Source organism: Chryseobacterium oranimense (assembly GCF_900129755.1).
Taxonomy (GTDB): Bacteria; Bacteroidota; Bacteroidia; order Flavobacteriales; family Weeksellaceae; genus Chryseobacterium; species Chryseobacterium oranimense.
Genome location: NZ_FQWT01000002.1, coordinates 806,501 through 828,207, shown reverse-complemented (window position 1 = coordinate 828,207; position 21,707 = coordinate 806,501). Strand labels below are relative to the sequence as shown.

Genomic DNA, 21,707 nt, shown 5'->3' with positions numbered 1-21,707 from the left:
TAAAACAGAGGAAAACTTCGGGTTGGGAAGCAGATGTTTCTCCTCCGTTTTTGAAGGTTCACTTCCCCAAAAAATTAGAAGCGCTTCGAAATTTTAAACGTGTACTGCTCATGATCAAAATCATGAGAGGAAGAAAAACAGTCTAAAAACTTCAAAATTTTAAGGAAATGATCCAGTTTATATTAATGCTATTAGGTTTAGCATTTTCAAATAATAACGCCAATACGGCAGCATGTAACAATAATAATCAAACCCAAACGACAGTTCAGCTTGCAGATCCGCGAGAAGGTCTGGATCCGGGAGATACTGGAGGGGAAACAGGACAACTTCCTCCTCCTCCAAAAAAATAACCAATTCAAGCGAAAGAGAATTTCTTTCGCTTTTTTTATTATTTTTGGTAAAAAACTAATTGAAAAAACTACTCTTATTATTGTTAGTAATTCTATTTTCTTGCAATAAAAAAAATAAAATTTCGAAAAGTGGCAAAACAGATTATGATAAGGCTTATAACTATTTAATAAGCTCGGAAAAAGATAGTGCTTTTAAGTATTTCAACAGTGCAAAAGATTTTTTCATTCAGGAGAACAATCCTTCATTCGCAGGTAGTTGCTTAGTAAATATGGCTATTATTCAATGTGACACCGGAGATTATTATGGCAGCCAAGAAACAGCACTATCAGCAATTAAGTATTTAAATGAAAAAAAAGATACATTAGAAATTGTAGGAAATTATAATAATTTAGGGGTTACATTTCAGAATTTAAAAGAGTTTAATAAAGCTGCTCAATTCTACAATAAAGCAGCACATTTTTCTCAAGATCCTATATATCAATTAACACTGTTAAACAATAAAGCAATTTCATATACATACTTAAAAAAATATGATTCAGCTATTCATATTTTTAACAAAATATTAGCCTTTCCTAATATAAAAGCTCAACGCAAAATCTTCTCAAAAGTTTATGATAATTTAGCTTTTACTAAGTTTAGTCAAAACCCACTATACATTGCTGAATCAGAGTTAAATGAAGCTCTTCAAATCAGAAAGGAAATACACGACAATGACGGCCTAAATGCCAGTTTTTATCATTTAACAGAATATTTTGAAAATAAAGACCCTAAAAAAGCATTGTATTATGCCAATGAAAACTGGCAGATAGCTAAAAAAAATAATAGCCCAGATGATCAGTTAAGAGCACTTCAGAAGATAATTACATTAGAGAGTTCTAATAACTCAAAACATTTCTTTTTGAAGTATCAAAATCTTAATGATAGTCTTCAAACAGCTAGGAATAAAGCTAAAAACCAGTTCGCCATGATTAGGTTTGATGCAGAAAAAATGAAAAATGAAATTGCTGAAAACGAAGTTGAATTATTGAAAAGAAATATAGGATTAAGTACTTTATCCATATTTTTAATTGGTGGTTTTTTCTGGTATAAAAAAAGAAAAAAAAGACTTCAGCAGGAAAAAGAACTGGAAGTCAAAAACACCCAGCTCAAACTCTCTAAAAAAGTTCACGACGTAGTTGCCAACGGGATCTATCAGGTCATGACAAAAATAGAAAACCAGGAAAATTTTGATAAAGAAAAAGCTTTAGATGAGCTGGAATTTGTGTACGAGAAATCCCGGGATATTTCATATGAAAATGAAGACGCTAAAGCTGAACAGGATTTTAACGAAAGAATTTCAAACAGTATTGGTTCATTTAAGAATGATATCGTAAAAACTTATATTGCCGGAAATGAAAAAAATATCTGGGAAAATGTAAGCCTGCCTAAACAGGAAGAAATCTATCAAGTCATTCGTGAACTGCTTGTCAACATGAAAAAACACAGCAAAGCAAGCATTGTTTCTTTCCGTTTTGAAAGAACAAATAATGAGATTATTATTCACTATAAAGACAATGGAATTGGAGTGCCCGGAGGAGTAGTGTATAAAAATGGATTAGCAAATATGGTTTCCCGTATAGAAATTTTGAAAGGACAAATTATTTTTGACTCCGAAACCGAAAAAGGATTGAAAATCGACATTTCATTTCCTGTTTACTAAAAAAACTAAAAAAATGTTCAAAAAAATTTTAATAGCCGAAGACCATGAAATGGGTAGCTTATCTGTCCAGAAAACATTAGAAGAGCTCAATATTCCCAATGTTGATTATGTATATTATTGTGACGATGCTTTAGCAAAAGTAAAAAAATCCATCCGGGAAAACGATCCTTATGACCTGATGATTACGGATCTTTCTTATGAAGAAGACCATCATCAACAGAATATCAAAGATGGAAAAGAACTGATTGACGAAGTCAGAAAGTTACAACCTTTATTAAAAATCATCGTCTTTTCCGGAGAACGTAAATCAGGAATTATTGACTTGCTTTTTACCGAATCCGGGATTAATGGATACGTCCGTAAAGCCAGAAACGACTCTAAAGAGCTGAAAAAAGCAATTGCATCCGTTTATGTCAACGAAAATTATCTCTCTCTGGACCTTAAACAGGAAGTTAAGAAACTCAACAGTTATGAGTTTACACCCTATGACATAACGCTTGTTTCTCTTCTTTCTCAAGGGGTACAGCAAAAAAACATTCCAACTTACCTGAAGAATAATAATATTACCCCCAATAGCCTGAGTAGTGTAGAAAAAAAATTAAACAGTTTAAAAGAAGCGCTGGGCGTTACAAGCAATCAACAATTAATAGCCTTCTGCAAAGACTTAGGAATTATATAAAGAAATTTCAAATGCATATTCTATACAACCTTTCAATTTTTTGAAAGGTTTTTCTTTTTACGGTTAACCGTAAGGATTGGTTTTCTAATCATTCTACTTTTGGAGTGTTAAACATTTAAAATAAATAATATGAAAAAGTATTACGTAAACACAAGAGCACAAAGCAACAGAGATCATGAAGTACATCATGAAAACTGCAGATATCTGCCGGAATCTGCGAATAGAAAATATCTGGGAGAATATTCTTCTTGTAAAGATGCTGTAAAAGAATCAAAGAAAACGTACTCCCAATCAAATGGATGTAAAACATGTTCAAACGAATGTCACACTAGCTAAGTAATTGTTATGGAAAAATTTGTCATCACAAAAAGAGTCAACAGCGAATATCAGTTTAATTTAAAAGCCGGAAATGGCGAAATTATTTTAACCAGCGAAGGTTACGTTCAGAAAGCATCTTGTCTGAAAGGTATTGAGTCTGTGAAGATCAATTCCCAGGAGGACTTAAGATACGACAGAAGAGTTGCTAAGAACGAGAAAGATTATTTTGTACTCAAAGCAAGAAACGGAGAAATCATTGGTAAAAGCCAATATTACAGTTCCAAATCTTCAATGGAAGTCGGGATTTCATCTGTGAAAAAAAATGCGCCTACTGCAGAAATCGTTGACGAAACTCTTTAAAAACGATACTATGGATCTCAAAATTAAACTTGAACAGTTACATCAGAAAGTAGTCGGACTGAAAGAACAGATCAGCACGGAAGAAGCCACAAAAAATGCATTTGTAATGCCCTTTATACAGATTTTAGGATACGATATCTTTAATCCGACGGAAGTAATTCCGGAACATATTTGCGACATCGGAACAAAAAAGGGTGAGAAAGTAGATTACGTTATCAAGCATAATGATGAACCTATTTTTATTATAGAATGCAAGCACTGGAAAGAAAGCGCCGATGCACACAATTCCCAGCTTCACCGGTATTATCATGTTTCAAAAACACGGTTTGGTGTACTTACTAATGGGATCATCTATAATTTTTACACCGATCTGGAAAAGCCTAATATTATGGATGAGAAACCATTTTTCACCATCAATATTGAAGATTTAAAAGACAGTTCCATCAAAATCCTGGAAAGTTTTACCAAAAAAGATTACAATCTTGAAAGTATTTTAGATTCTGCCGAAGCCTTAAAATACATCAAAGCGATCAGGAAAGAATTTGAAAAAGAAATTGAGACCCCTTCCGATGAGCTCGTTAAATTATTAGTCAGCAGATTTTTTGAAAAACCAATGACAGCCAACAGAATGGTCTCTTTTAAGGAATATACCAAGAAGGCTTTGGCAACTTCCATCAACGAGTCTATCAGTTTCAGACTGAAATCTGCTTTAAGTATCAATGAACAGCTTGAAAAACAGGAGGAAGGAATGAAAACTGCACAGCCTATTGATGAAAATAATGATTCAAAGATTGTAACCACCGAAGAGGAATTGGAAGCCTTTCAGATTGTCAAAGCTATTTTGAGAGAGAAAGTTCCCTCTCAAAGAATTGCTCACAGGGATACTTTATCCTATTTCGGAGTTTTATTGGATGATAACAACAGAAAACCTCTCTGCCGTTTCCATTTTAATACCAACAACAAATATTTGGAAACGTTCCACAATGGTAAAGAAGCCGGCGAAAAAGTACTTCTGAATAATCTGGATGAAATATATAATTTCAAAGAAGAACTCCATAAAACCTTAGAAAATTATAACTAACCAAAACTAATATCCATGAAAACATTCATTTCTATACTCATCCTATGCGTAGGTACATTTACGGCTCTTTCTTTTAATCTTTCTGATTCCGAAAGTTTACATCACGGCGGAAGATGTACCGGTTCTGCATCCTGCAGCGCCTGCTCCAACTGCACGGGCTGCGCTCATTGTTCTTCCGGGGGAAGCTGTGGCGTATGCAGTGGTAGTTCTTACAGAAAGAAATCATCCTCAAAGAAAAAGAAGTCTAAAGCCTATTATCCGGATTCACATTACACTAAAAAAAATAAATCTTATAGCTCTCCGAAAATCCGTATTGATGAAATTAACATCAATACCAACAACCGGTATTTTGCAGGGATTGCAGTTACTAAAATCTATGCAAAGCCCTTTCTAAACTCTAAAGTAATAGAAACCGTTCCAAAAAACACAGAATTAAAACAGTTATCCAAACATGATTCCTGGTATAAAGTACAGGTGAAAAAAAGCGGAAAAGTTGGGTATGTCTATTACAAAGATGTAAAATAAATTGAAAACAAAAACATCATGAATTTAAAGAAATTTTTAAACGAAGAACAAGATCCAAAAGCTGTTGAAAAGCTTTTAGAGAGAATCAATGACCTTATAACATCTCAGGAGTTTGTAGAATATATTGCGGTTCAAAAAAAACCTGCAATCAATTTTTCTCCAGACTGTATAGCACTTACCAACAGAAGAATTATCTTCTGCAGACCTAAAAACTTTGGATTATCTATGGACTTTCAGGACTATAATTGGGTAGATGTTGCAGACTGCCACATTAAAGAAGGGATTTTAGGGGCTACTTTTACAATGAAGACTGTAAGCAATTACATCAATATAATGGATTATCTCCCAAAAGCCCAAGCCAGAAAACTTTATCAGTTTGCCCAGGAAATTGAAGAGAAAATGAGAGGAGTAAGAAGAGAAAAAGATCTTGAGGTCAGAAGAGCGTCAGCAGGTGGGGTCACAGTAAATAATGCCACTCCGATAATAGCACAGCCTGTTCATACCCCACAATCTGCTACACAGCTTATAGAAGCCGAAGATCCTTTTGCTGTTTTACAAAAACTGAAAGGATTAATGGATAGCGGAATCATTTCTGTTGAAGAATTTGAAAGTAAAAAGAACGAGATATTATCAAGAGTTTAGCCATATGAAATCAAAATTTACTGCAGCAATACTTGCTTTCTTTTTAGGAGGACTGGGCATTCATAGATTTTATTTAAATCAAAATAAATTGGGATTATTTTATTTGTTATTCTGTTGGACATTTATTCCCGTCTTTATAGCATTGATTGATTTCTTCGTATTCATTTTTATGTTTGAAGATAATTTTAATTACAAATATAATCTCAAGACCGGATTTTAAAACTTTATCCCATGAAACCTTTTCTTACCCTATGTGCGATCTGTTGTTTCGTAGCTATTTTCAGGCTTCCTATAGAATATTATACTATTTTGAGAATTCTTATCTCCATGGGTGCTTTACTGGTTTTGTATAATGCAGTCCGCTTTAAGCAATATTATTTCAGCCTGATTTTCCTTTTCATCCTTATCCTTTTCAATCCTGTTTTTCCTATTTATCTCTATAGAAAAAGTATATGGATTCCTTTGGATATTATAACCGGAATTCTCTTTCTTCTCATTGCTTTTGCTGAAAAACCGGAAGAAAAAAAGGAAGAAGCCATAGAAACTCCTGTAGAGCCTACGATATATCCCGCCTCACCTAGATTGCATTCCCGGGATGCCATTATTAATCCAAAAAAACCAAGAGAAAATTAATCCAACCATGGAAAACATTCAAATTACTGAAAATCTTAAAGCCCACTTTTTAAGACTCTACCAGATGGCCATTTGTGACGATGATTTCAGTGCCCTGGAACTGAAAATGCTTTATAAATGTGCAGAAGAAAGAGGTATTTCACCTAAAAATCTGGACGAAATCCTTTTAAATCCCATCAATTTTAAATCACTCGTTCCCCAGACGATTGAAGAAAAACTAGACTACCTCTATGACCTCACGGTAATGATCTGGGCAGACGGAGTGGTCTCTCCAAACGAATATTCTGCAATGGAAAAATATGTCCGGATGTTCGGATTTCTGGAAGAAAACGTAAAAGCGATTGTCGATTATCTGATAGCCTCTGTAAAAGACGGTAAAAATAAAACAGATATTTTATATGAATTAAAAAACTAACTGATCATGACGACCAATATTAAAAATTTATTCAAATTAAAATCAATTCCCATTGAAACTCCAAAAGAGGAGTTCCCCAAACCTGAAATTGACCCTAATGCAGAGTCCCCTGAGGAAAGCAGAAAACGAACGTATCATGAAGCCGGCTATAGAGACAGCTCCAGAAACAACGGAAATCATACGACCCTTTTCATTTGCCTGGATGCCGTGTATTCCAAATTCCAGAATGAGGAAAAAGAAATGGTGGAAAAGCAGCAAAAACTCAAAGAATCTTATGTTAACGAACAAAAAAACCGTGAGACAGAGATCAAAGCATTAACCGTCTCACTGGAAACCAAAGAAGAACAGCTTACCCATAAAAACACGGAGATTGAGGATCATCAAAATAAAATTGAAAGCTTAAAAGCAGAGATCAATGATTTACCCAGAAATCCGGAAAAATACAATGTAAAAGCAACAAAAGGGGCTTCCACAAAATTCTGGATCGGTGCTATTCTCCTTATTCCTATCAGTTTATACCTGCTTACATTTTATATTTCTACGTCTTATTCTGCATTTTTTAAAAGTTTTGATGCAAAAAGTACGGTAATCCAAAGTGTATTGGATGCACAGGCGTTCAGCAAAGCCTGGAATGAAGGGGTAATAGAAGGAGCCTTTGTCACTCTGATTCCATCTGTGTTCTTAGGACTGGGCTTTTTGATCCACATGTTTGGAGAAAACAAAACCAGGCTCAATTATATCAAACTGGGACTTTTATTCATTGTCACTTTCATCTTTGATGCCATTTTAGCGTACGAAATTGAGTCAAAATTATATGAACTTAACAAAACCTTCGACTCTCCCCCATTCGATCTAACTATCGCATTTACCAAAAACCAGTTTTGGGGAATTATTTTCGCGGGATTCATTGTGTACATTATCTGGGGATTGGTTTTCGATTTTGTGATGAAGGAGCACAGAGAGAAAGATAAAATTAAAAATGAACAGGAAATCAGACAGAAGAACGTGCTCTTCCTGATGGAAAAAATTAATGTTCTTAAAAAAGAAATTGAAGAAATCCTCGTCAGTATCGGAACGACTAAAGAACTCATTATAAAAACACGCGGAAGAATTGAAGAGCTTCAAAACATCATTGACGGAGTGATCATTCCCACTAAAGATTATAAACTCTATGCTTCAGAATATGTTCAGGGTTGGATCACGTATATTGGTGAGAGAATAGCTGTTTCAAAAACAGAAAAGCAAATCATGATCGATAGCTGTATTGATATTTACAGCACCAACCTGGAAGATGTGGGAGCCAACTCCGACAGTCAAAATTTAGTCTATTTATCTGCCTTATAACTCACTCCCTATGAAAAATATAGTCTACATATTACTGATGATATCTTTAATTTCCTGTTGTAAAGATCCTGTAGATCCCAAAGGCGGTAAAAGTATTCCCGAACCCGATCCCAACAATATCAACGTGAGCATTCTGATTGATTTATCCGACCGGATCGATCCCAACACAAACCCCAATCCCACAATGGAGTATTTCCAGAGGGATATAGAATACATTAAAGCGATCGAGAAAGGATTCTTGAACCATATCAAAACAAAAAGAATCATTACCTATAATGATCAGATGCAGGTTTTCTTTAATCCTGAACCTTCAGATCCCAAAATCAATGACTTTACAAAAGAGCTTAAAGTTTCTTTTGACCAGAATACCAACAAAGCCTATTTCAATACCGTTGAAAAAAAATATGCTGAATTACCTGCTAATATCTATCAGTCTGCAATCAAAGATGGAAATTATGTAGGCTCTGATATTTGGGAATTTTTTAAAAATAAAGTCAATGATTATTGTGTAAAAGAAGATCACAGAAATATCTTATTCATCCTGACAGACGGATATATGTATCATGAAAACTCCAGGTTTTCAGAAAAAGCAAAGACTTCTTATTTAACCTCAAAGCTTGTTAAATCCAATAATTTAACAACATCTGATTTCAAGACAGCCTTTGAGCAAAAAAATCTTGGTTTCGTGAAAGCTAATGATAATTTAAGCAATCTGGAGGTCATCGTGCTCGGAATCAATCCAGAAAAAGGAAATCCATTTGAAGAAGCTGTCATTAAAGAATACTGGGAAAAGTGGTTTAAAGAAATGAAAATCAAGAAATACCAGATAAAATCAGCAGATCTGCCTTCCAATTTAGAGCCCATTATTTTAAAAGCCATTACAGGCAAATAATTAAAAAAACACTCAAGGTATTCAAAAAAAGCGAAGATTTCTCTTCGCTTTTTTATTTTCTGATCATTTCCGTATGCGGAATATCATCTTCCAGGTATTTCTTTCCTGTATCTATAAACCCGAACCCGGAGTAAAATCTTAATAAATAATCCTGGGCTGAGATCTTAATTTCAGAAGTATGAAAACGGTTTTCAATGGTTTCTACAGCATATTGGATTAGCTGTTTTCCAAGACTTTTTCCTCTTGCCTGTTCCGTGGTTAGAACCCTTCCCAAAGAAGTTTCCTCATACTTGATTCCTTTGTCAAAAATCCTGCAGTAGGCTAAGATTTCCCCGTCTTCTTCGGCCCAGATATGTACAGCCTTCTGGTCGTAATTATCCAGATCAGGATAAGGACAGTTCTGCTCAATCACAAAAACATCAATACGGGCCTTTAAGACCGAGTACAGCTCAGGAACCGTAAACTCATCGAAGGTTTTAATCTTCCAGATTATATTACTCATCAAAACTTACATTATTATTTTTAAGGAATTCATTCGTTTTCTGAATAAAATCCAGGATCTCATCACCACCCGTTTTCTTTTCCGCAGAAGTTACATACAGTTCGGGCAAATCATCCCAGGTTTTGTGCAGCTCGTTTTTATAGTTTTCTACATTTTGTATCGCAACATTCGGTTTCAGTTTATCAACTTTCGTGAAAACAATTGAAAAAGGAATTCCGCTTTCCCCGCACCACTGGATAAATTCCAGATCTATCTTTTGCGGAGTATGCCTTGAATCTACCAGAACAAAAAGATTCACAAGGTTTCTTCTGTTCAGAATATAATTGGTGATCAGCTTCTCAAAATCCTTTCTGATAGATTTTGAAACTTTAGCATACCCATAGCCAGGTAAATCCGTCAGATACCATTCCTCATTCACTAAAAAATGATTGATCAGCTGTGTTTTCCCTGGAGTCCCGGAAGTTTTTGCCAAATCTTTGTGATTCATCATTGCATTGATCAATGATGATTTTCCTACATTAGACCTTCCGATAAAAGCATATTCAGGCATAGTAGGTTCAGGGCACTCCTGCCATTTTCCGCTACTTTTTACAAAATTTGCCGTTTTAATAACCATCTTTCGAATATTTTTTAGAAAAACAAACCATTAAGAAAAGCTCTTAATGGTTTACTATTATTTTTTTTAAACTTTATCTTTTAACCAGCTGTAGAGAATCTCATTAAACTCATCCGGTTTTTCCATCATCGCAGCATGCCCGCATTTATCTATCCAGAACAGATCCGAATTGGGAATAAACTTGTGCATATCCTCAGCCACTTCAGGGGGCGTTACATTATCCTGTCTTCCCCAGATCAGACACGTTGGAGTCAAAATCTTAGGAAGATCATTCAGCATATTATGCTTGATCGCGCTTCGTGCCAGCATTACCGTCTTTATTCCTTTCATTCTGTCGTTTACTACAGAAAAAACCTCGTCTACAAGATCTTCTGTGGCAACAGCCGGGTCATAGAAAACCTCTTCCGTCTTCTTCCTTATATAGGAGCGGTCGTTTTTTCTCGGGAAACTATCTCCGAAAGTTCTTTCATATAGTCCCGAACTTCCTGTTAATACAAGATTCTTTACCAGATCCGGTCTTGCCAAAGTCATAATAAGCCCTACATGCCCGCCCATAGAGTTTCCTACAATGGTAACAGGTTCGGAGATATGACTTTCTATAAACTTGATAATATATTTTGCAAGAGTGGTAAGATTAGTATTAAGTACGGGCAGATCGTAAATAGGTAACTGAGGAACGTATACCTTGAACCCCTTTTCCGAAAAAAAATCTACCATTTTATCGAAATTACTCAAACCACCCATTAAACCGTGCAACAGCACCAATGGATGTCCTTCTCCCGCCTCTACAAAAGTATATTTCTTTCCTTTTTTTGTACTAAATATCATAAAATGCCTTAATAAAGCTTTGCAAAAATACAAATTAAACCTCAAAAAAATTTTGATTACCCTAATTTAAAGTAAAAATAATATAATATCACCCTTTTTCTTTACTTTTTTCAAAACCCCATTCCTATGGGCTAAATAACAGTTTTTACAACAGGCATTATATCAAATACTTACCTCGCTCAAATTCAATCCTTAATAAAACTTATTAACATTAAGTCAAAAAGTGGGAAAAAGTGGGAAATTTTGGAAATTATTATATAAATTTGTCCCAAATGAAAAGTTTCATTGGAACATATGAGTGTAAAATTGACGACAAAGGCCGTTTAAAAGTTCCCTCCTCCCTGATCAAACAGATGGAAAACTTCGACGATAAGGCGTTTGTAGTCAAGAGATCTGTGTTCCAGCCTTGCCTCGAAGTCTATCCCATGAATGCCTGGGACAAACTGATGGGCAAGATCAATAAACTGAACAGATTCATCAAAAAGAATGCTGATTTCATTCGAATTTTTACGGCAGGAGTAAAAACAGTAGAACTGGACAATGCAGGAAGACTTCAGATCTCGAAAGATCTGGTGAATTTTGCAAACCTTCAGAAAGATACCGTGATTACCAGCGCAGGAGAGCTTTTTGAAATTTGGGATAAAGAAGCCTACGAAAAGGTGATCTCAACCAATGAAGCTGATTTTGCGAGCCTGGCTGAAGATGTAATGGGCTCTTTTGACGAAGAATAAACCACAATTGCTGAAAAGCAGGTAAAAAACACAATTAAGTATGTACCACAACCCCGTTTTATTGAAGCAGAGCGTTGATGATTTGGTGACGAATCCTGACGGAATATACGTGGACTGCACTTTTGGAGGAGGAGGCCACTCAAGAGAAATCCTGAGCAGACTTTCAGAGAAAGGAAAACTTTTCAGTTTTGACCAGGATCTGGATGCCCTTAAAAATACAATTGATGACCCAAGATTTACACTGGTTAATCAGAATTTCAGGTTTTTGGAAAACTCCATGCTGATGTATGGCTTTTCCCAGATTGATGGCGTTCTGGCAGATCTTGGTGTTTCATCCCACCAGTTTGATGAAGCAGAAAGAGGCTTTTCTACCAGAAACAATGCCCCTTTGGACATGAGAATGAACGTGATGCAGAGCCTTGATGCCAAAAGGGTAATTAATGAATACGAAGAAACAGAACTGGCCGACATCTTTTACCATTACGGTGAGCTGAGGGAAGCGAGAAAACTGGCAAGAGATATTGTTCATCACCGAAAAGCAAAAGCCATAAATACCACCGAGGATCTGAAGAAGCTTTTCAGCTATATTCCGCCTCATAAGGTCAATAAATTTTATGCACAGCTTTTCCAGGCGATAAGAATAGAAGTTAACCAGGAGCTTGAAGCGTTGAAAGAAATGCTCGTTCAGGCACTTAATATTTTAAAACCAGGAGGAAGACTTGTAGTTATCTCTTACCATTCATTGGAAGACCGTTTGGTAAAAAGATTCCTGAAAAACGGAATGTTTGAAGGCGAGCAGGAAAGAGACATCTACGGAAACTACAAAAAGGTATTTGAATTGCTCAAAAGTAAAGCGATTATCCCGGATGATAAGGAAATCGAAGAAAACTCCAGAGCAAGAAGTGCAAAAATGAGAACAGGAATTAAGGTATAAATGATAAAATATGATTGAATGATTCGGATCAACCCATCATTTATCAGTCATCAATTATAAAACAGCGTGGCAAAAAGAACAACAAACCGCCCTCAGAAAAAGCTCACTTTTATAGACATTATAAAAGGGAACTTTCTGAACCGTGATGAGATTAAAACTCATTACAAGTATTTTTTACTGTTGTTTGTTCTGATGATGGCAATGATTTACAGCAATCACCTTGTCAACAAAAAGATCAAAATTGTCAATGCATTAAAAGAAGAAACTGAAGAATATAAATCGAGAAACGCTTACGCCCAGAGTAAGCTGATCAAAGTAAAAATGGAATCGCAACTGGGGAAGGAAGTCGCCAAAGACTCACTGATGACTTTGGAAAACCATCCTCATAAACTGCTTATAAAACTAGACAGTACAGATGCAAAAACAAAATGAATACGATAACAAACGTAAAAAAACGTTAAGGTGGGGCTACCTCTTCGCAGTGGGAGTTCTGTGCGTATTTGTGATGTTTCTTGCCAGGATAGTAATCCTGCAAAACACTAATGTTCAGGAAATTAAAGACGATTACATTAATAAAAACTACCGTGAGGCCACTTTGAAAGCTGCCCGCGGAAACCTGTTTGCCTCAGACGGCTCCATACTCGCCACAACAGTAATGCGCTACGATATCTATCTTGATTTCAAAACCATGAAAGATACGATATACAGCAACAACATTGGTGCGCTTACGGATTCCTTAAGTAAGATGTTCGGAAAACCCAGAACAGAATTCAGAAAGAAATTCGACGAACAGAAGAGAAAGAAAAATCAGTACTATACTTTGGTAAAAGGGCTTGATTTCGATCAGTATGACCGTATCAGAAACTTCCCGATTTTCAAAAAAGGAAAAAATAAAGGAGGCTTTATCGTAGACAGAAATTATAAGCGTGAGCTTGCCACCTCAGAGATCGGAGCCGGAACTATCGGTATAGACAACGGTGAAGTGAAAGCCGGTCTGGAAGGAGCATTTTCAAAATATCTTACCGGAACCGACGGTAAAAGACTAGAACAAAGAATCAACTCTTCCCAATGGAAACCAATCGATTACTGGAAAGTAAAAGAACCTGTGGACGGCGAAGATGTTTATACCACCTTAGACCTTAGAATTCAGGACATTGCCCACTCCGCTTTAGAGAAGCAGCTGATCAATTTTGAAGCAAAACACGGAACGGTGATCGTTATGGAAACAGAAACCGGAAAAGTAAAAGCTTTGGTCAATCTTAGGAGGACAGAAGACGGAGAATATGAAGATTCTTACAACTATGCTTTAAAAGATAATATTGAGCCGGGTTCTACCTTTAAAACCATTTCTCTTTTAGCAGCAATGGACGATGGCTTCATCGATGAAAATACAACGGTAAATGTAGGAGGCGGCGTCTGGACCTATGCCAAACAGAGGATTTCAGACGGCCACGGCGGAGGAACTTACGACATCAGTGATGTTTTAGCGAAATCAAGTAACGTGGGAACAGCAAAACTGATTACCAAATATTATGCAGATAAGCCTCAGATCTTCCTTGACCACCTGAAAAGATGGAAATTATTCGATAAAATGGATATCGAACTTCCGGGCATCACAAAACCGAAGATCGTAACACCGCAAAACAAGAGATGGAACGCTGCCACATTAGCCTCTATTTCTTATGGTTATTCATCGAATATCAACTTATTGCAGTTAACAACCTTCTATAATGGCGTTGCCAACGGCGGTAAAATGCTTAAACCTCTCTTCATCGATAAGATCATGAAAGACGGCAAAGTAATCTACAGCGCCAAACCGGAAGTAATGGTCAATAAAATGGCCTCCGAAAAAGCCATTAAAATGATGACCAGTGCCCTGACTAAAGCAGTGGAAAAAGGAACCGGACGAAGCATCTTTACTCCTAACCTGAAAATGGCAGGAAAAACAGGTACCGCAAGGTTTGAATACTGGCTTCCCGGTCCGATGAAATATCGCGCATCATTTGCCGGTTTCTACCCCGCAGATCATCCGAAGTACACCTGCTACGTAATGATCAGCGAACCGAATACCGCCAAAGGTTTTTATGGAGGATCCGTTTCAGCACCGGTATTTAAAGAAATCGCAGGAAAAACATTCCTGAAAACACCTCAGAATATCGAAAAAGAAATGCTGGTAGACAGAAAGGTGAACCTGAATAAAATGGTAGAGCCTAATATTAAAATAGCTGTAAATAATAAACAAATGCCAAGCGTAGTCGGACTGATCGGTAAAAATGTCATTCCGCAATTGGAAAACTTAGGATACAGAGTTGATTATAAAGGGGTTGGAAGAATCAAGGAACAATTTCCGCTGGAAGGCACCATAATCAGCAAGAACCAGAGAATTTATTTGTCTCTGCAGAATTAAAAAATAAGAAGAACCAGTCTCGAAGAAGACGATTTAACAAAGAATAGGATAAAATCCTATTGATAAAAATGATAATAACAGAATTATTAAAAAGGATCCCAGTTTTAGAAATTCACGGTGATGATACCCGTGAGATTTCAGAATTGGCTTTCGACAGCAGAAAGGTTACGGAAAACTCGCTCTATATAGCAGTGAGGGGAACCGTTGCAGACGGACATTCATACATTGCATCATCTGTTGAAAAAGGTGCAAAAGCAGTAGTGTGCGAAGAGCTTCCTGAAACATTGAATGAAAATGTAACCTATATCAAGGTGAAAGATTCATCAAAGGCATTAGGTCATCTTGCTTCTAACCTTTATGGAAACCCGTCTCAGAAACTTAAATTAATCGGAGTTACCGGAACCAATGGAAAAACTTCTGTATCTACTCTTCTTTTTGATGTGTTCAGAAATTTAGGTTATGATTCCGCACTGCTTTCTACTGTGGAGATCAGAATCGGCGAGAAAATTATTCCTGCAACCCATACTACTCCGGATGTTATTACCATCAATAAGATTTTAGCTCAGGCTGTTGAGGAAGGCTGTGAATACGCTTTTATGGAAGTAAGTTCTCACGGAATTGCCCAGAACAGAATCGAAGGTCTGCATTTTAAAGTGGCCGGTTTCACCAATCTTACTCATGATCACTTAGATTATCATAAAACATTTGATGAATACCTGAAAACAAAGAAAAGATTCTTCGATGAACTGGAAGATACGGCCATAGCCATCACCAATGTGGATGATAAAAACGGAATGGTGATGCTTCAGAATACAAAAGCAAAGAAAAAGTCGTATGCTATGAAAACCATGGCAGACTACCACGGGAAATCTCTGGAAATTGATTTCAACGGGATGCTGTTGAATTTCAATGGAAAAGAATTCTGGACAACACTGACAGGAAAATTCAACATTTACAATTTACTGCTGGTTTTCGGAATTGCTTCCGAGCTTGATTTTGAACAGGATGAAATTTTGCAGGCGATCAGTAAGTTAAATAGAGTTTCCGGAAGATTCGAAACCTTCAGATCTGACGGCGGAATCTTCTTTATTGTAGATTATGCCCACACTCCGGATGCTTTGGAAAATATTCTGGACAGCATCAATGATATCAGGACAAAAAACGAAAGACTGATCACCGTTTTCGGATGCGGAGGCGACAGAGATCACTCGAAAAGACCTGAAATGGGAAATATTGCCACAAAAAAATCAACCCTGGCAATTATCACTTCGGATAACCCGAGAACAGAAGATCCTGCCCAGATCATCAAGGAAATTGAAGCAGGTGTTGAACCTCAGAACTTCAGCAAATACACTTCAATTCCGGACAGAAAAGAAGCGATAAAAATGGCAATCAGGTTTGCAGAACCAAAAGATATAGTATTGGTAGCCGGAAAAGGTCACGAAAACTATCAGGAAATCAATGGTGTGAAACATCATTTTGATGATAAAGAAACCATCAACGAGCTTTGGAAGCTAATGAGCAAGTAAATTATAATCGATAATTGATTAATGGTAAACGATACATCATTCATCAATCATCATTGATCATTTATTAAGAATAGAAATTATGTTATACTACTTATACGAATATCTAACAAGTCAGGGAATTCACATACCGGGATTAGGAATGTTGAAATACATTTCTTTCCGTGCCGGTATTGCCGTTCTCTTTTCCCTGATCATTGCTCTTGTGTATGGAAAAAGGATCATCAACTACCTGCGTGCAAGACAGATGGGAGAGCTTGTACGTGACCTCGGATTAGACGGGCAAAAGCAGAAAGAAGGAACCCCTACCATGGGAGGACTGATCATCATTATTGCAACCATTATTCCGGTGCTGCTCTTTACGAGAATCACCAATGTATATATTGTCCTGCTGTTGGTTTCAATGTTATGGATGGGTGCCATAGGATTTCTGGATGATTATTTAAAGAAAATCAAGAAAAATAAAGACGGTCTGAGCGGAAAATTTAAAATTGTAGGCCAGGTCGGATTAGGGCTAATCGTCGGAATTACAATGTATTTCCACCCGGATATCACCGTTAAAAGAAAATATGCAGATGCAAAGGTGGTGAACAGAAACAATGTAGAGCAGAATTTCATGCCTACAGAAAAAATTACTGTTTCTACTGTTCCGTTTGCTAAAAATAATGAATTCGATTACAGTGGAATTCTGTTTTGGATGAATGATAAAGATGCCCACGAATGGGCATGGATTGTCTTTATACCTATCGTTATTTTCATCGTAACAGCTGTATCGAACGGAGCCAATATCACAGACGGAATTGATGGACTTGCCGCAGGAACCAGTGCTGTCATACTGCTTACCCTTGCCCTGTTTGCCTACCTTTCCGGGAACATTATTTTTGCGGATTACCTCAACATCATGTTCCTTCCCAATATGGGGGAAACGACCATTTTTGCAGTAGCCATGGTAGGGGCTGTTATCGGTTTCTTCTGGTACAACACCTATCCGGCACAGGTTTTCATGGGCGATACAGGGAGTTTAATGCTTGGAGGAGTGATTGCCGTTTTAGCCATCATTTTGAGAAAAGAACTTCTTATTCCTGTTTTATGCGGGATCTTCCTGATTGAAAATATTTCTGTGATGCTGCAGGTTGTAGTCTTCAAATACAGAAAAAGAAAATACGGGCTGGAATATGCCCAGAATAACAGATTTTTTAGAATGTCACCATTACACCACCACTACCAGAAAGGAGGGTTCCATGAAAGTAAGATCGTAAACAGAATGATCATCATTGGGGTAATGCTGGCTATTTTATGCCTGATCACATTAAAAATGAGATAAAAATTTTGTATAAAGTATGAAGTATTAAGACAAAGCCAAATTACATTAATACATTTTTACATTATATATTTTACAAAAGAATAAATATGAAAATAGTTGTTTTAGGAGGTGGAGAGAGCGGATGCGGAGCTGCTTATTTAGCGAAAAAACAAGGTCTGGAAGTTTTTCTTTCAGACAAAGGAGCTATTAAGGATAACTATAAGCAGTTTTTAATCGAAAATGAAATTGAATTTGAAGAAGGAAACCACAACGAAGAAAGAATTTTAGATGCAGACTGGATTGTGAAAAGCCCCGGAATTCCGAAAAAGGCAGAGATCGTTCATAAAATTCATGAAAAAGGAATAAGACTTTCCTCTGAAATTGAATTTGCATCAGAATTTACTGATGCCAAGATCATCGCCATTACAGGAAGCAACGGAAAAACAACAACAACTTCCCTGATCTACTACATCCTGAAAAACGACGGACTGAATGTAGGATTGGGAGGAAACATAGGATACAGCTTTGCCAGACAGGTGGCTGATGAGAACCATGAATATTATGTTCTGGAAGTAAGCTCTTTCCAGCTGGATGATATTCAGAACTTCAGGCCTTATATTTCCCTGCTGCTTAATTTGTCGCAGGACCATTTGGACCAATACAACTACAATTATGAAGAATATGCTTTAGCCAAATTCAGAATTGCAGAAAACCAGGAAAATGATAATTTCTTCATCTATAACAAAGATGATGAAATGAGCAAAAACATTCTTGAAAAGCTGGAAATAAAAGCTAAGATGATTCCTTTCTCAACCAAAGAAAAATTGTCTGAAGGAGGTTTCATTAACAATGATGAGATCGTGGTAAAAATGAAGGACGAATTTTCAATGAAAATTGACAAACTTTCTCTTCTTGGAAATCACAATGTTGCCAACAGCTTAGCCGCTTCAATAGCCGGTAAAATACTGGAAATCAACAACGAAAGCATCAGAAACTCGCTGATGACTTTCCAGGCGGTAGAGCACAGACTGGAATTTGTAACCGAAACCAACGGTGTAAAATACATCAACGACAGTAAAGCGACGAATGTAAATGCCACCTATTACGCGCTGGAAAGTATGAAAACCCCGACAGTCTGGATTGTTGGAGGCTTAGACAAAGGAAACGATTACACAGAAATCGAGGATCTTGTTAAAAGAAAAGTAAAGGCGATTGTCTGCTTAGGAATAGACAACACGAAGATTATAGAATTCTTTAAAGACAAAAAAGAATTTATTTATGACACGTCAAGCATGGAAGAGGCCGTGAAAATATCAAAATCACTGGCAAAAAGCGGTGATACGGTTTTACTTTCACCATGCTGCGCAAGTTTTGACCTTTTCAAAAGCTATGAAGACAGGGGAAGACAGTTTAAAGAGCAGGTATTAAAGGAAATGTAAAAAGTATTAAAGTACTCATGTATTAATGGTTTCAGATTCATGAATACATTTTACATGAATACAACAATACAGAATATAATATGGACGAACAGAACACAGAAAACAGAATTGAATTGCTAAAGGGCGATAAAGTACTTTGGATGGTCATCCTTGTGATCTCCATTTTCTCTATTTTCCCTGTATACTCGGCAAGTTCAAATCTGGAATATATTGTTAATAACGGGACCACAACAGGTCACGTCATCAAGCATATGTTCTTTGTCGTCTTAGGTCTTGTGATCATGAGAGTCGTTGGAATGATCAAATATGAGTACATCGGAAAGCTCAGCAGTATATTGCTTGGGCTCATGATCGTTTTGCTCATTGTTACCATGTTTACAGGTCAGACTATTGACGGAGCCAGTGCTTCAAGATGGCTGAAAATTCCCGGAACCCCCATTTCATTCCAGCCGTCATCATTCGCCTTCCTCATGCTCGTCATTTACCTTTGCAGGTACCTGACCAAAAAAATAACAAGGGAAAGGCTTCCGATAGAGAACATTATGTATATTTTCGGGCCTATCCTGCTGGTTTTTGTATTGGTTGCAAAAGATAACGGTTCCACAGCATTGATGATTCTGATGGTTTCTGTAATCGTACTGATTATCGGACAGCTTCACTGGAAATATATTGCAGGATTTATCTCTTCATCCTTTATAGCCATTATATTATTTCTGATTATTGCTTTAAATACTAACCTCATCGGTGGAAACCGTGTGCATACATGGATGAGCCGTATTGAAACATTTACTTCCAGCAAGGCAAAAACAGCCGATGTGGATGATGAAAGTGTAAAAGCAAAAAACTACCAGGTTATGCAGGCCAAAGCAGCCATCGTACATGGTGGAATTACAGGAATGGGGCCAGGAAAAAGTGCATTAAAACAAATGCTTCCACAATCCGCCTCCGACTTTATTTTTGCTGTGATTGTAGAAGAATATGGACTAATCGGGGCAGCCTTCCTTATCAGCCTGTATCTCATCATGATGATCAGGATTGTAATGATCGCAAGCAAAATGCCCGCCTTTTTCGGCTCGCTTCTCGTGCTCAGTCTCGGGGTGATGATTTTTGTCCAGCTTGCTGTGAATATTGCTGTAGCCATCAACCTGATCCCGGTAACAGGACAGCCATTGCCACTGATAAGTTATGGAGGAACCTCCATGCTGGTTACCTATCTCCAGCTTGGAATTATTTTAAATATAAGCTCAAGAATCCAGATATATGATGAAGAAGGAATGGGCAAAAAACAAAGTGTAGCAGAAATTAATGATATCGCTTAGGTATCATCAGTAACAAAATAAAAATGAACAAAAAATTAAAAGTAGTATTATCCGGCGGTGGAACAGGAGGACATATCTTCCCGGCTATTGCCATTGCAGATGAGATCAGAAAAAGATTTCCGGATACAGAATTTTTGTTCATAGGAGCCAACGGGAAAATGGAAATGGAAAAAGTTCCCCAGGCCGGTTATAAAATTGAAGGAATTGATATCGCAGGAATTGACAGGGGAAACTTGTTTTCGAATTTAGGTTTGCCTTTCAAAATTCTGAAAAGCCTTTCTAAATCAAAGAAGATCATTAAAAACTTCGCCCCGGATTTTGCTATAGGAACGGGTGGATTCGCGAGCGGACCCGCTTTATATGAAGCCAGCAGACTGGGAATTCCGATCTTCATTCAGGAGCAGAATGCCCATGCAGGAGTAACGAATAAGATTTTAAGCAAAAAAGCCAAAGCCGTTTTCACTGCATATCCGAAAGTAGAAGGATTTCCTTCCGAAAAAATAAAATTCCTCGGCAATCCTATTCGTGAGAATATTGTTACAGGAATGACAGAAACAGCTCTGGCAAAAGAAAAAATGGGTCTTGATAAAGACAAACTTACCATCCTTTCTGTAGGTGGCTCCTTAGGTTCCAGAACATTAAACAATGCCTGGAAAGATAACCTGGAAAACCTTAAAGAAAAAGGATATCAGCTGATCTGGCAAACCGGAAAACTGGATTACCATGAATTAAACAACGAATCCCGGATCTCGGATCTCGGATCTCAGATTCAATTGAGAGAATTCATCAGAGATATGGAGCTGGCCTATTCTGCAGCTGATGTTATCGTTTCAAGAGCAGGAGCCATTGCCATTTCAGAGCTGGCAGTAGCTAGAAAACCCGTTCTTCTGGTCCCTTTCCCCTTTGCGGCGGAAGATCATCAGACCAAAAACGCCATGAACCTGGTTGAAAAAAATGCAGCCAGAATGGTAAAAGACTCTGAAATGCAGGAAAAATTCTGGAATACACTGGAAGAAATCTGCAGCAGTGAAAATGTAAGAAAAGAAATGTCTCAAAACCTGGAATACTTTGCCAAGCCAAACGCAGCAAAAGAGATTGTGGATGAGATATTTAAAACTGTAAAAAGTACAATGTAAAATGTATTAATGACAAAGCATACATGA

General features: G+C 37.0%; 25 protein-coding genes. 22 read left to right on the top strand and 3 right to left on the bottom strand.

From position 1 onward, the window contains the following. Window positions 1-167: 167 nt before the first annotated feature. From BUB03_RS21690 to BUB03_RS10230, 13 genes are all read left to right on the top strand, one after another. On the top strand, window positions 168-350 hold the full coding sequence (locus BUB03_RS21690; protein WP_139258815.1) for a hypothetical protein: 183 nt from the start codon (window positions 168-170) through the stop codon (window positions 348-350). 59 nt (window positions 351-409) lie between these two features. Beyond that, window positions 410-2,050: a tetratricopeptide repeat-containing sensor histidine kinase gene (locus tag BUB03_RS10285; protein ID WP_139258814.1), complete on the top strand. Its 1,641-nt coding sequence runs from the start codon at window positions 410-412 to the stop codon at window positions 2,048-2,050. A 13-nt stretch (window positions 2,051-2,063) separates the two neighbouring features. Continuing rightward, window positions 2,064-2,729, top strand: coding sequence for a response regulator (locus BUB03_RS10280; protein ID WP_073062605.1), 666 nt, complete (start codon window positions 2,064-2,066; stop codon window positions 2,727-2,729). Window positions 2,730-2,858: 129 nt separating this feature from the next. After that, window positions 2,859-3,065 (top strand): hypothetical protein, encoded by a 207-nt coding sequence (locus BUB03_RS10275; protein ID WP_073062602.1) that lies wholly within the window; start codon window positions 2,859-2,861, stop codon window positions 3,063-3,065. Window positions 3,066-3,074: 9 nt separating this feature from the next. Next, window positions 3,075-3,407: a YegP family protein gene (locus tag BUB03_RS10270; RefSeq protein ID WP_073062600.1), complete on the top strand. Its 333-nt coding sequence runs from the start codon at window positions 3,075-3,077 to the stop codon at window positions 3,405-3,407. Between the two features lie 10 nt (window positions 3,408-3,417). Further along, window positions 3,418-4,488 carry a type I restriction endonuclease gene (locus BUB03_RS10265; RefSeq protein WP_073062598.1) on the top strand — a complete coding sequence of 357 codons (1,071 nt, stop codon included), beginning with the start codon at window positions 3,418-3,420 and terminating at the stop codon, window positions 4,486-4,488. 15 nt (window positions 4,489-4,503) lie between these two features. Continuing rightward, window positions 4,504-5,013, top strand: a complete 510-nt coding sequence (locus BUB03_RS10260) for an SH3 domain-containing protein (RefSeq protein ID WP_073062596.1) — start codon at window positions 4,504-4,506, stop codon at window positions 5,011-5,013. 18 nt (window positions 5,014-5,031) lie between these two features. Beyond that, on the top strand, window positions 5,032-5,655 hold the full coding sequence (locus tag BUB03_RS10255) for a PH domain-containing protein (protein WP_073062594.1): 624 nt from the start codon (window positions 5,032-5,034) through the stop codon (window positions 5,653-5,655). Between the two features lie 4 nt (window positions 5,656-5,659). After that, entirely contained in the window at window positions 5,660-5,875 is a 216-nt protein-coding gene (locus BUB03_RS10250; protein ID WP_073062592.1) for a TM2 domain-containing protein, read from the top strand. An 11-nt stretch (window positions 5,876-5,886) separates the two neighbouring features. Further along, on the top strand, window positions 5,887-6,288 hold the full coding sequence (locus tag BUB03_RS10245; RefSeq protein WP_073062589.1) for a DUF6804 family protein: 402 nt from the start codon (window positions 5,887-5,889) through the stop codon (window positions 6,286-6,288). A 7-nt stretch (window positions 6,289-6,295) separates the two neighbouring features. Beyond that, window positions 6,296-6,703, top strand: coding sequence for a hypothetical protein (locus BUB03_RS10240; RefSeq protein WP_073062586.1), 408 nt, complete (start codon window positions 6,296-6,298; stop codon window positions 6,701-6,703). A gap of 6 nt (window positions 6,704-6,709) precedes the next feature. Beyond that, window positions 6,710-8,047, top strand: coding sequence for a coiled-coil domain-containing protein (locus BUB03_RS10235; protein WP_073062584.1), 1,338 nt, complete (start codon window positions 6,710-6,712; stop codon window positions 8,045-8,047). 10 nt (window positions 8,048-8,057) lie between these two features. Continuing rightward, window positions 8,058-8,939 carry a hypothetical protein gene (locus tag BUB03_RS10230; RefSeq protein WP_073062582.1) on the top strand — a complete coding sequence of 294 codons (882 nt, stop codon included), beginning with the start codon at window positions 8,058-8,060 and terminating at the stop codon, window positions 8,937-8,939. 52 nt (window positions 8,940-8,991) lie between these two features. On the opposite strand, the gene BUB03_RS10225 is transcribed toward BUB03_RS10230, so the two are convergent. The 3 genes from BUB03_RS10225 to BUB03_RS10215 form a co-directional block, all read right to left on the bottom strand. Further along, entirely contained in the window at window positions 8,992-9,441 is a 450-nt protein-coding gene (locus tag BUB03_RS10225; protein ID WP_073062580.1) for a GNAT family N-acetyltransferase, read from the bottom strand. Then, window positions 9,434-10,057 (bottom strand): ribosome biogenesis GTP-binding protein YihA/YsxC, encoded by a 624-nt coding sequence (gene yihA, locus BUB03_RS10220; RefSeq protein ID WP_073062578.1) that lies wholly within the window; start codon window positions 10,055-10,057, stop codon window positions 9,434-9,436. The genes BUB03_RS10225 and yihA overlap by 8 nt, the downstream gene beginning before the upstream one ends. 66 nt (window positions 10,058-10,123) lie before the next feature. Beyond that, entirely contained in the window at window positions 10,124-10,885 is a 762-nt protein-coding gene (locus BUB03_RS10215; protein WP_040992835.1) for an alpha/beta fold hydrolase, read from the bottom strand. A 272-nt stretch (window positions 10,886-11,157) separates the two neighbouring features. Here BUB03_RS10215 and mraZ point away from each other — a divergent pair, with 272 nt between their 5' ends. The 9 genes from mraZ to murG all read left to right on the top strand — a co-directional run bounded on the left by mraZ (window position 11,158) and on the right by murG (window position 21,680). Continuing rightward, entirely contained in the window at window positions 11,158-11,616 is a 459-nt protein-coding gene (gene mraZ, locus BUB03_RS10210) for a division/cell wall cluster transcriptional repressor MraZ (RefSeq protein WP_073062577.1), read from the top strand. Window positions 11,617-11,656: 40 nt separating this feature from the next. Further along, entirely contained in the window at window positions 11,657-12,550 is an 894-nt protein-coding gene (gene rsmH, locus BUB03_RS10205; RefSeq protein WP_040992840.1) for a 16S rRNA (cytosine(1402)-N(4))-methyltransferase RsmH, read from the top strand. A 66-nt stretch (window positions 12,551-12,616) separates the two neighbouring features. Next, a complete protein-coding gene (locus BUB03_RS10200; RefSeq protein WP_040992842.1) occupies window positions 12,617-12,982 on the top strand; it encodes an FtsL-like putative cell division protein in 366 nt (121 codons plus the stop codon). Beyond that, window positions 12,966-14,957, top strand: coding sequence for a penicillin-binding transpeptidase domain-containing protein (locus tag BUB03_RS10195; RefSeq protein ID WP_073062575.1), 1,992 nt, complete (start codon window positions 12,966-12,968; stop codon window positions 14,955-14,957). The genes BUB03_RS10200 and BUB03_RS10195 overlap by 17 nt, the downstream gene beginning before the upstream one ends. Window positions 14,958-15,025: 68 nt before the next feature. Continuing rightward, the gene (locus BUB03_RS10190; RefSeq protein ID WP_073062573.1) at window positions 15,026-16,486 is read left to right on the top strand and encodes a UDP-N-acetylmuramoyl-L-alanyl-D-glutamate--2,6-diaminopimelate ligase; all 1,461 of its coding nucleotides are present in this window, start codon (window positions 15,026-15,028) and stop codon (window positions 16,484-16,486) included. A 79-nt stretch (window positions 16,487-16,565) separates the two neighbouring features. Beyond that, window positions 16,566-17,807, top strand: a complete 1,242-nt coding sequence (mraY, locus tag BUB03_RS10185) for a phospho-N-acetylmuramoyl-pentapeptide-transferase (RefSeq protein WP_073062571.1) — start codon at window positions 16,566-16,568, stop codon at window positions 17,805-17,807. A gap of 86 nt (window positions 17,808-17,893) precedes the next feature. Continuing rightward, window positions 17,894-19,225: a UDP-N-acetylmuramoyl-L-alanine--D-glutamate ligase gene (gene murD, locus BUB03_RS10180; RefSeq protein WP_073062569.1), complete on the top strand. Its 1,332-nt coding sequence runs from the start codon at window positions 17,894-17,896 to the stop codon at window positions 19,223-19,225. An 80-nt stretch (window positions 19,226-19,305) separates the two neighbouring features. Next, the gene (locus tag BUB03_RS10175; protein WP_040992852.1) at window positions 19,306-20,544 is read left to right on the top strand and encodes an FtsW/RodA/SpoVE family cell cycle protein; all 1,239 of its coding nucleotides are present in this window, start codon (window positions 19,306-19,308) and stop codon (window positions 20,542-20,544) included. A gap of 23 nt (window positions 20,545-20,567) precedes the next feature. Next, a complete protein-coding gene (gene murG, locus BUB03_RS10170; protein WP_073062567.1) occupies window positions 20,568-21,680 on the top strand; it encodes an undecaprenyldiphospho-muramoylpentapeptide beta-N-acetylglucosaminyltransferase in 1,113 nt (370 codons plus the stop codon). Window positions 21,681-21,707 lie beyond the last annotated feature (27 nt).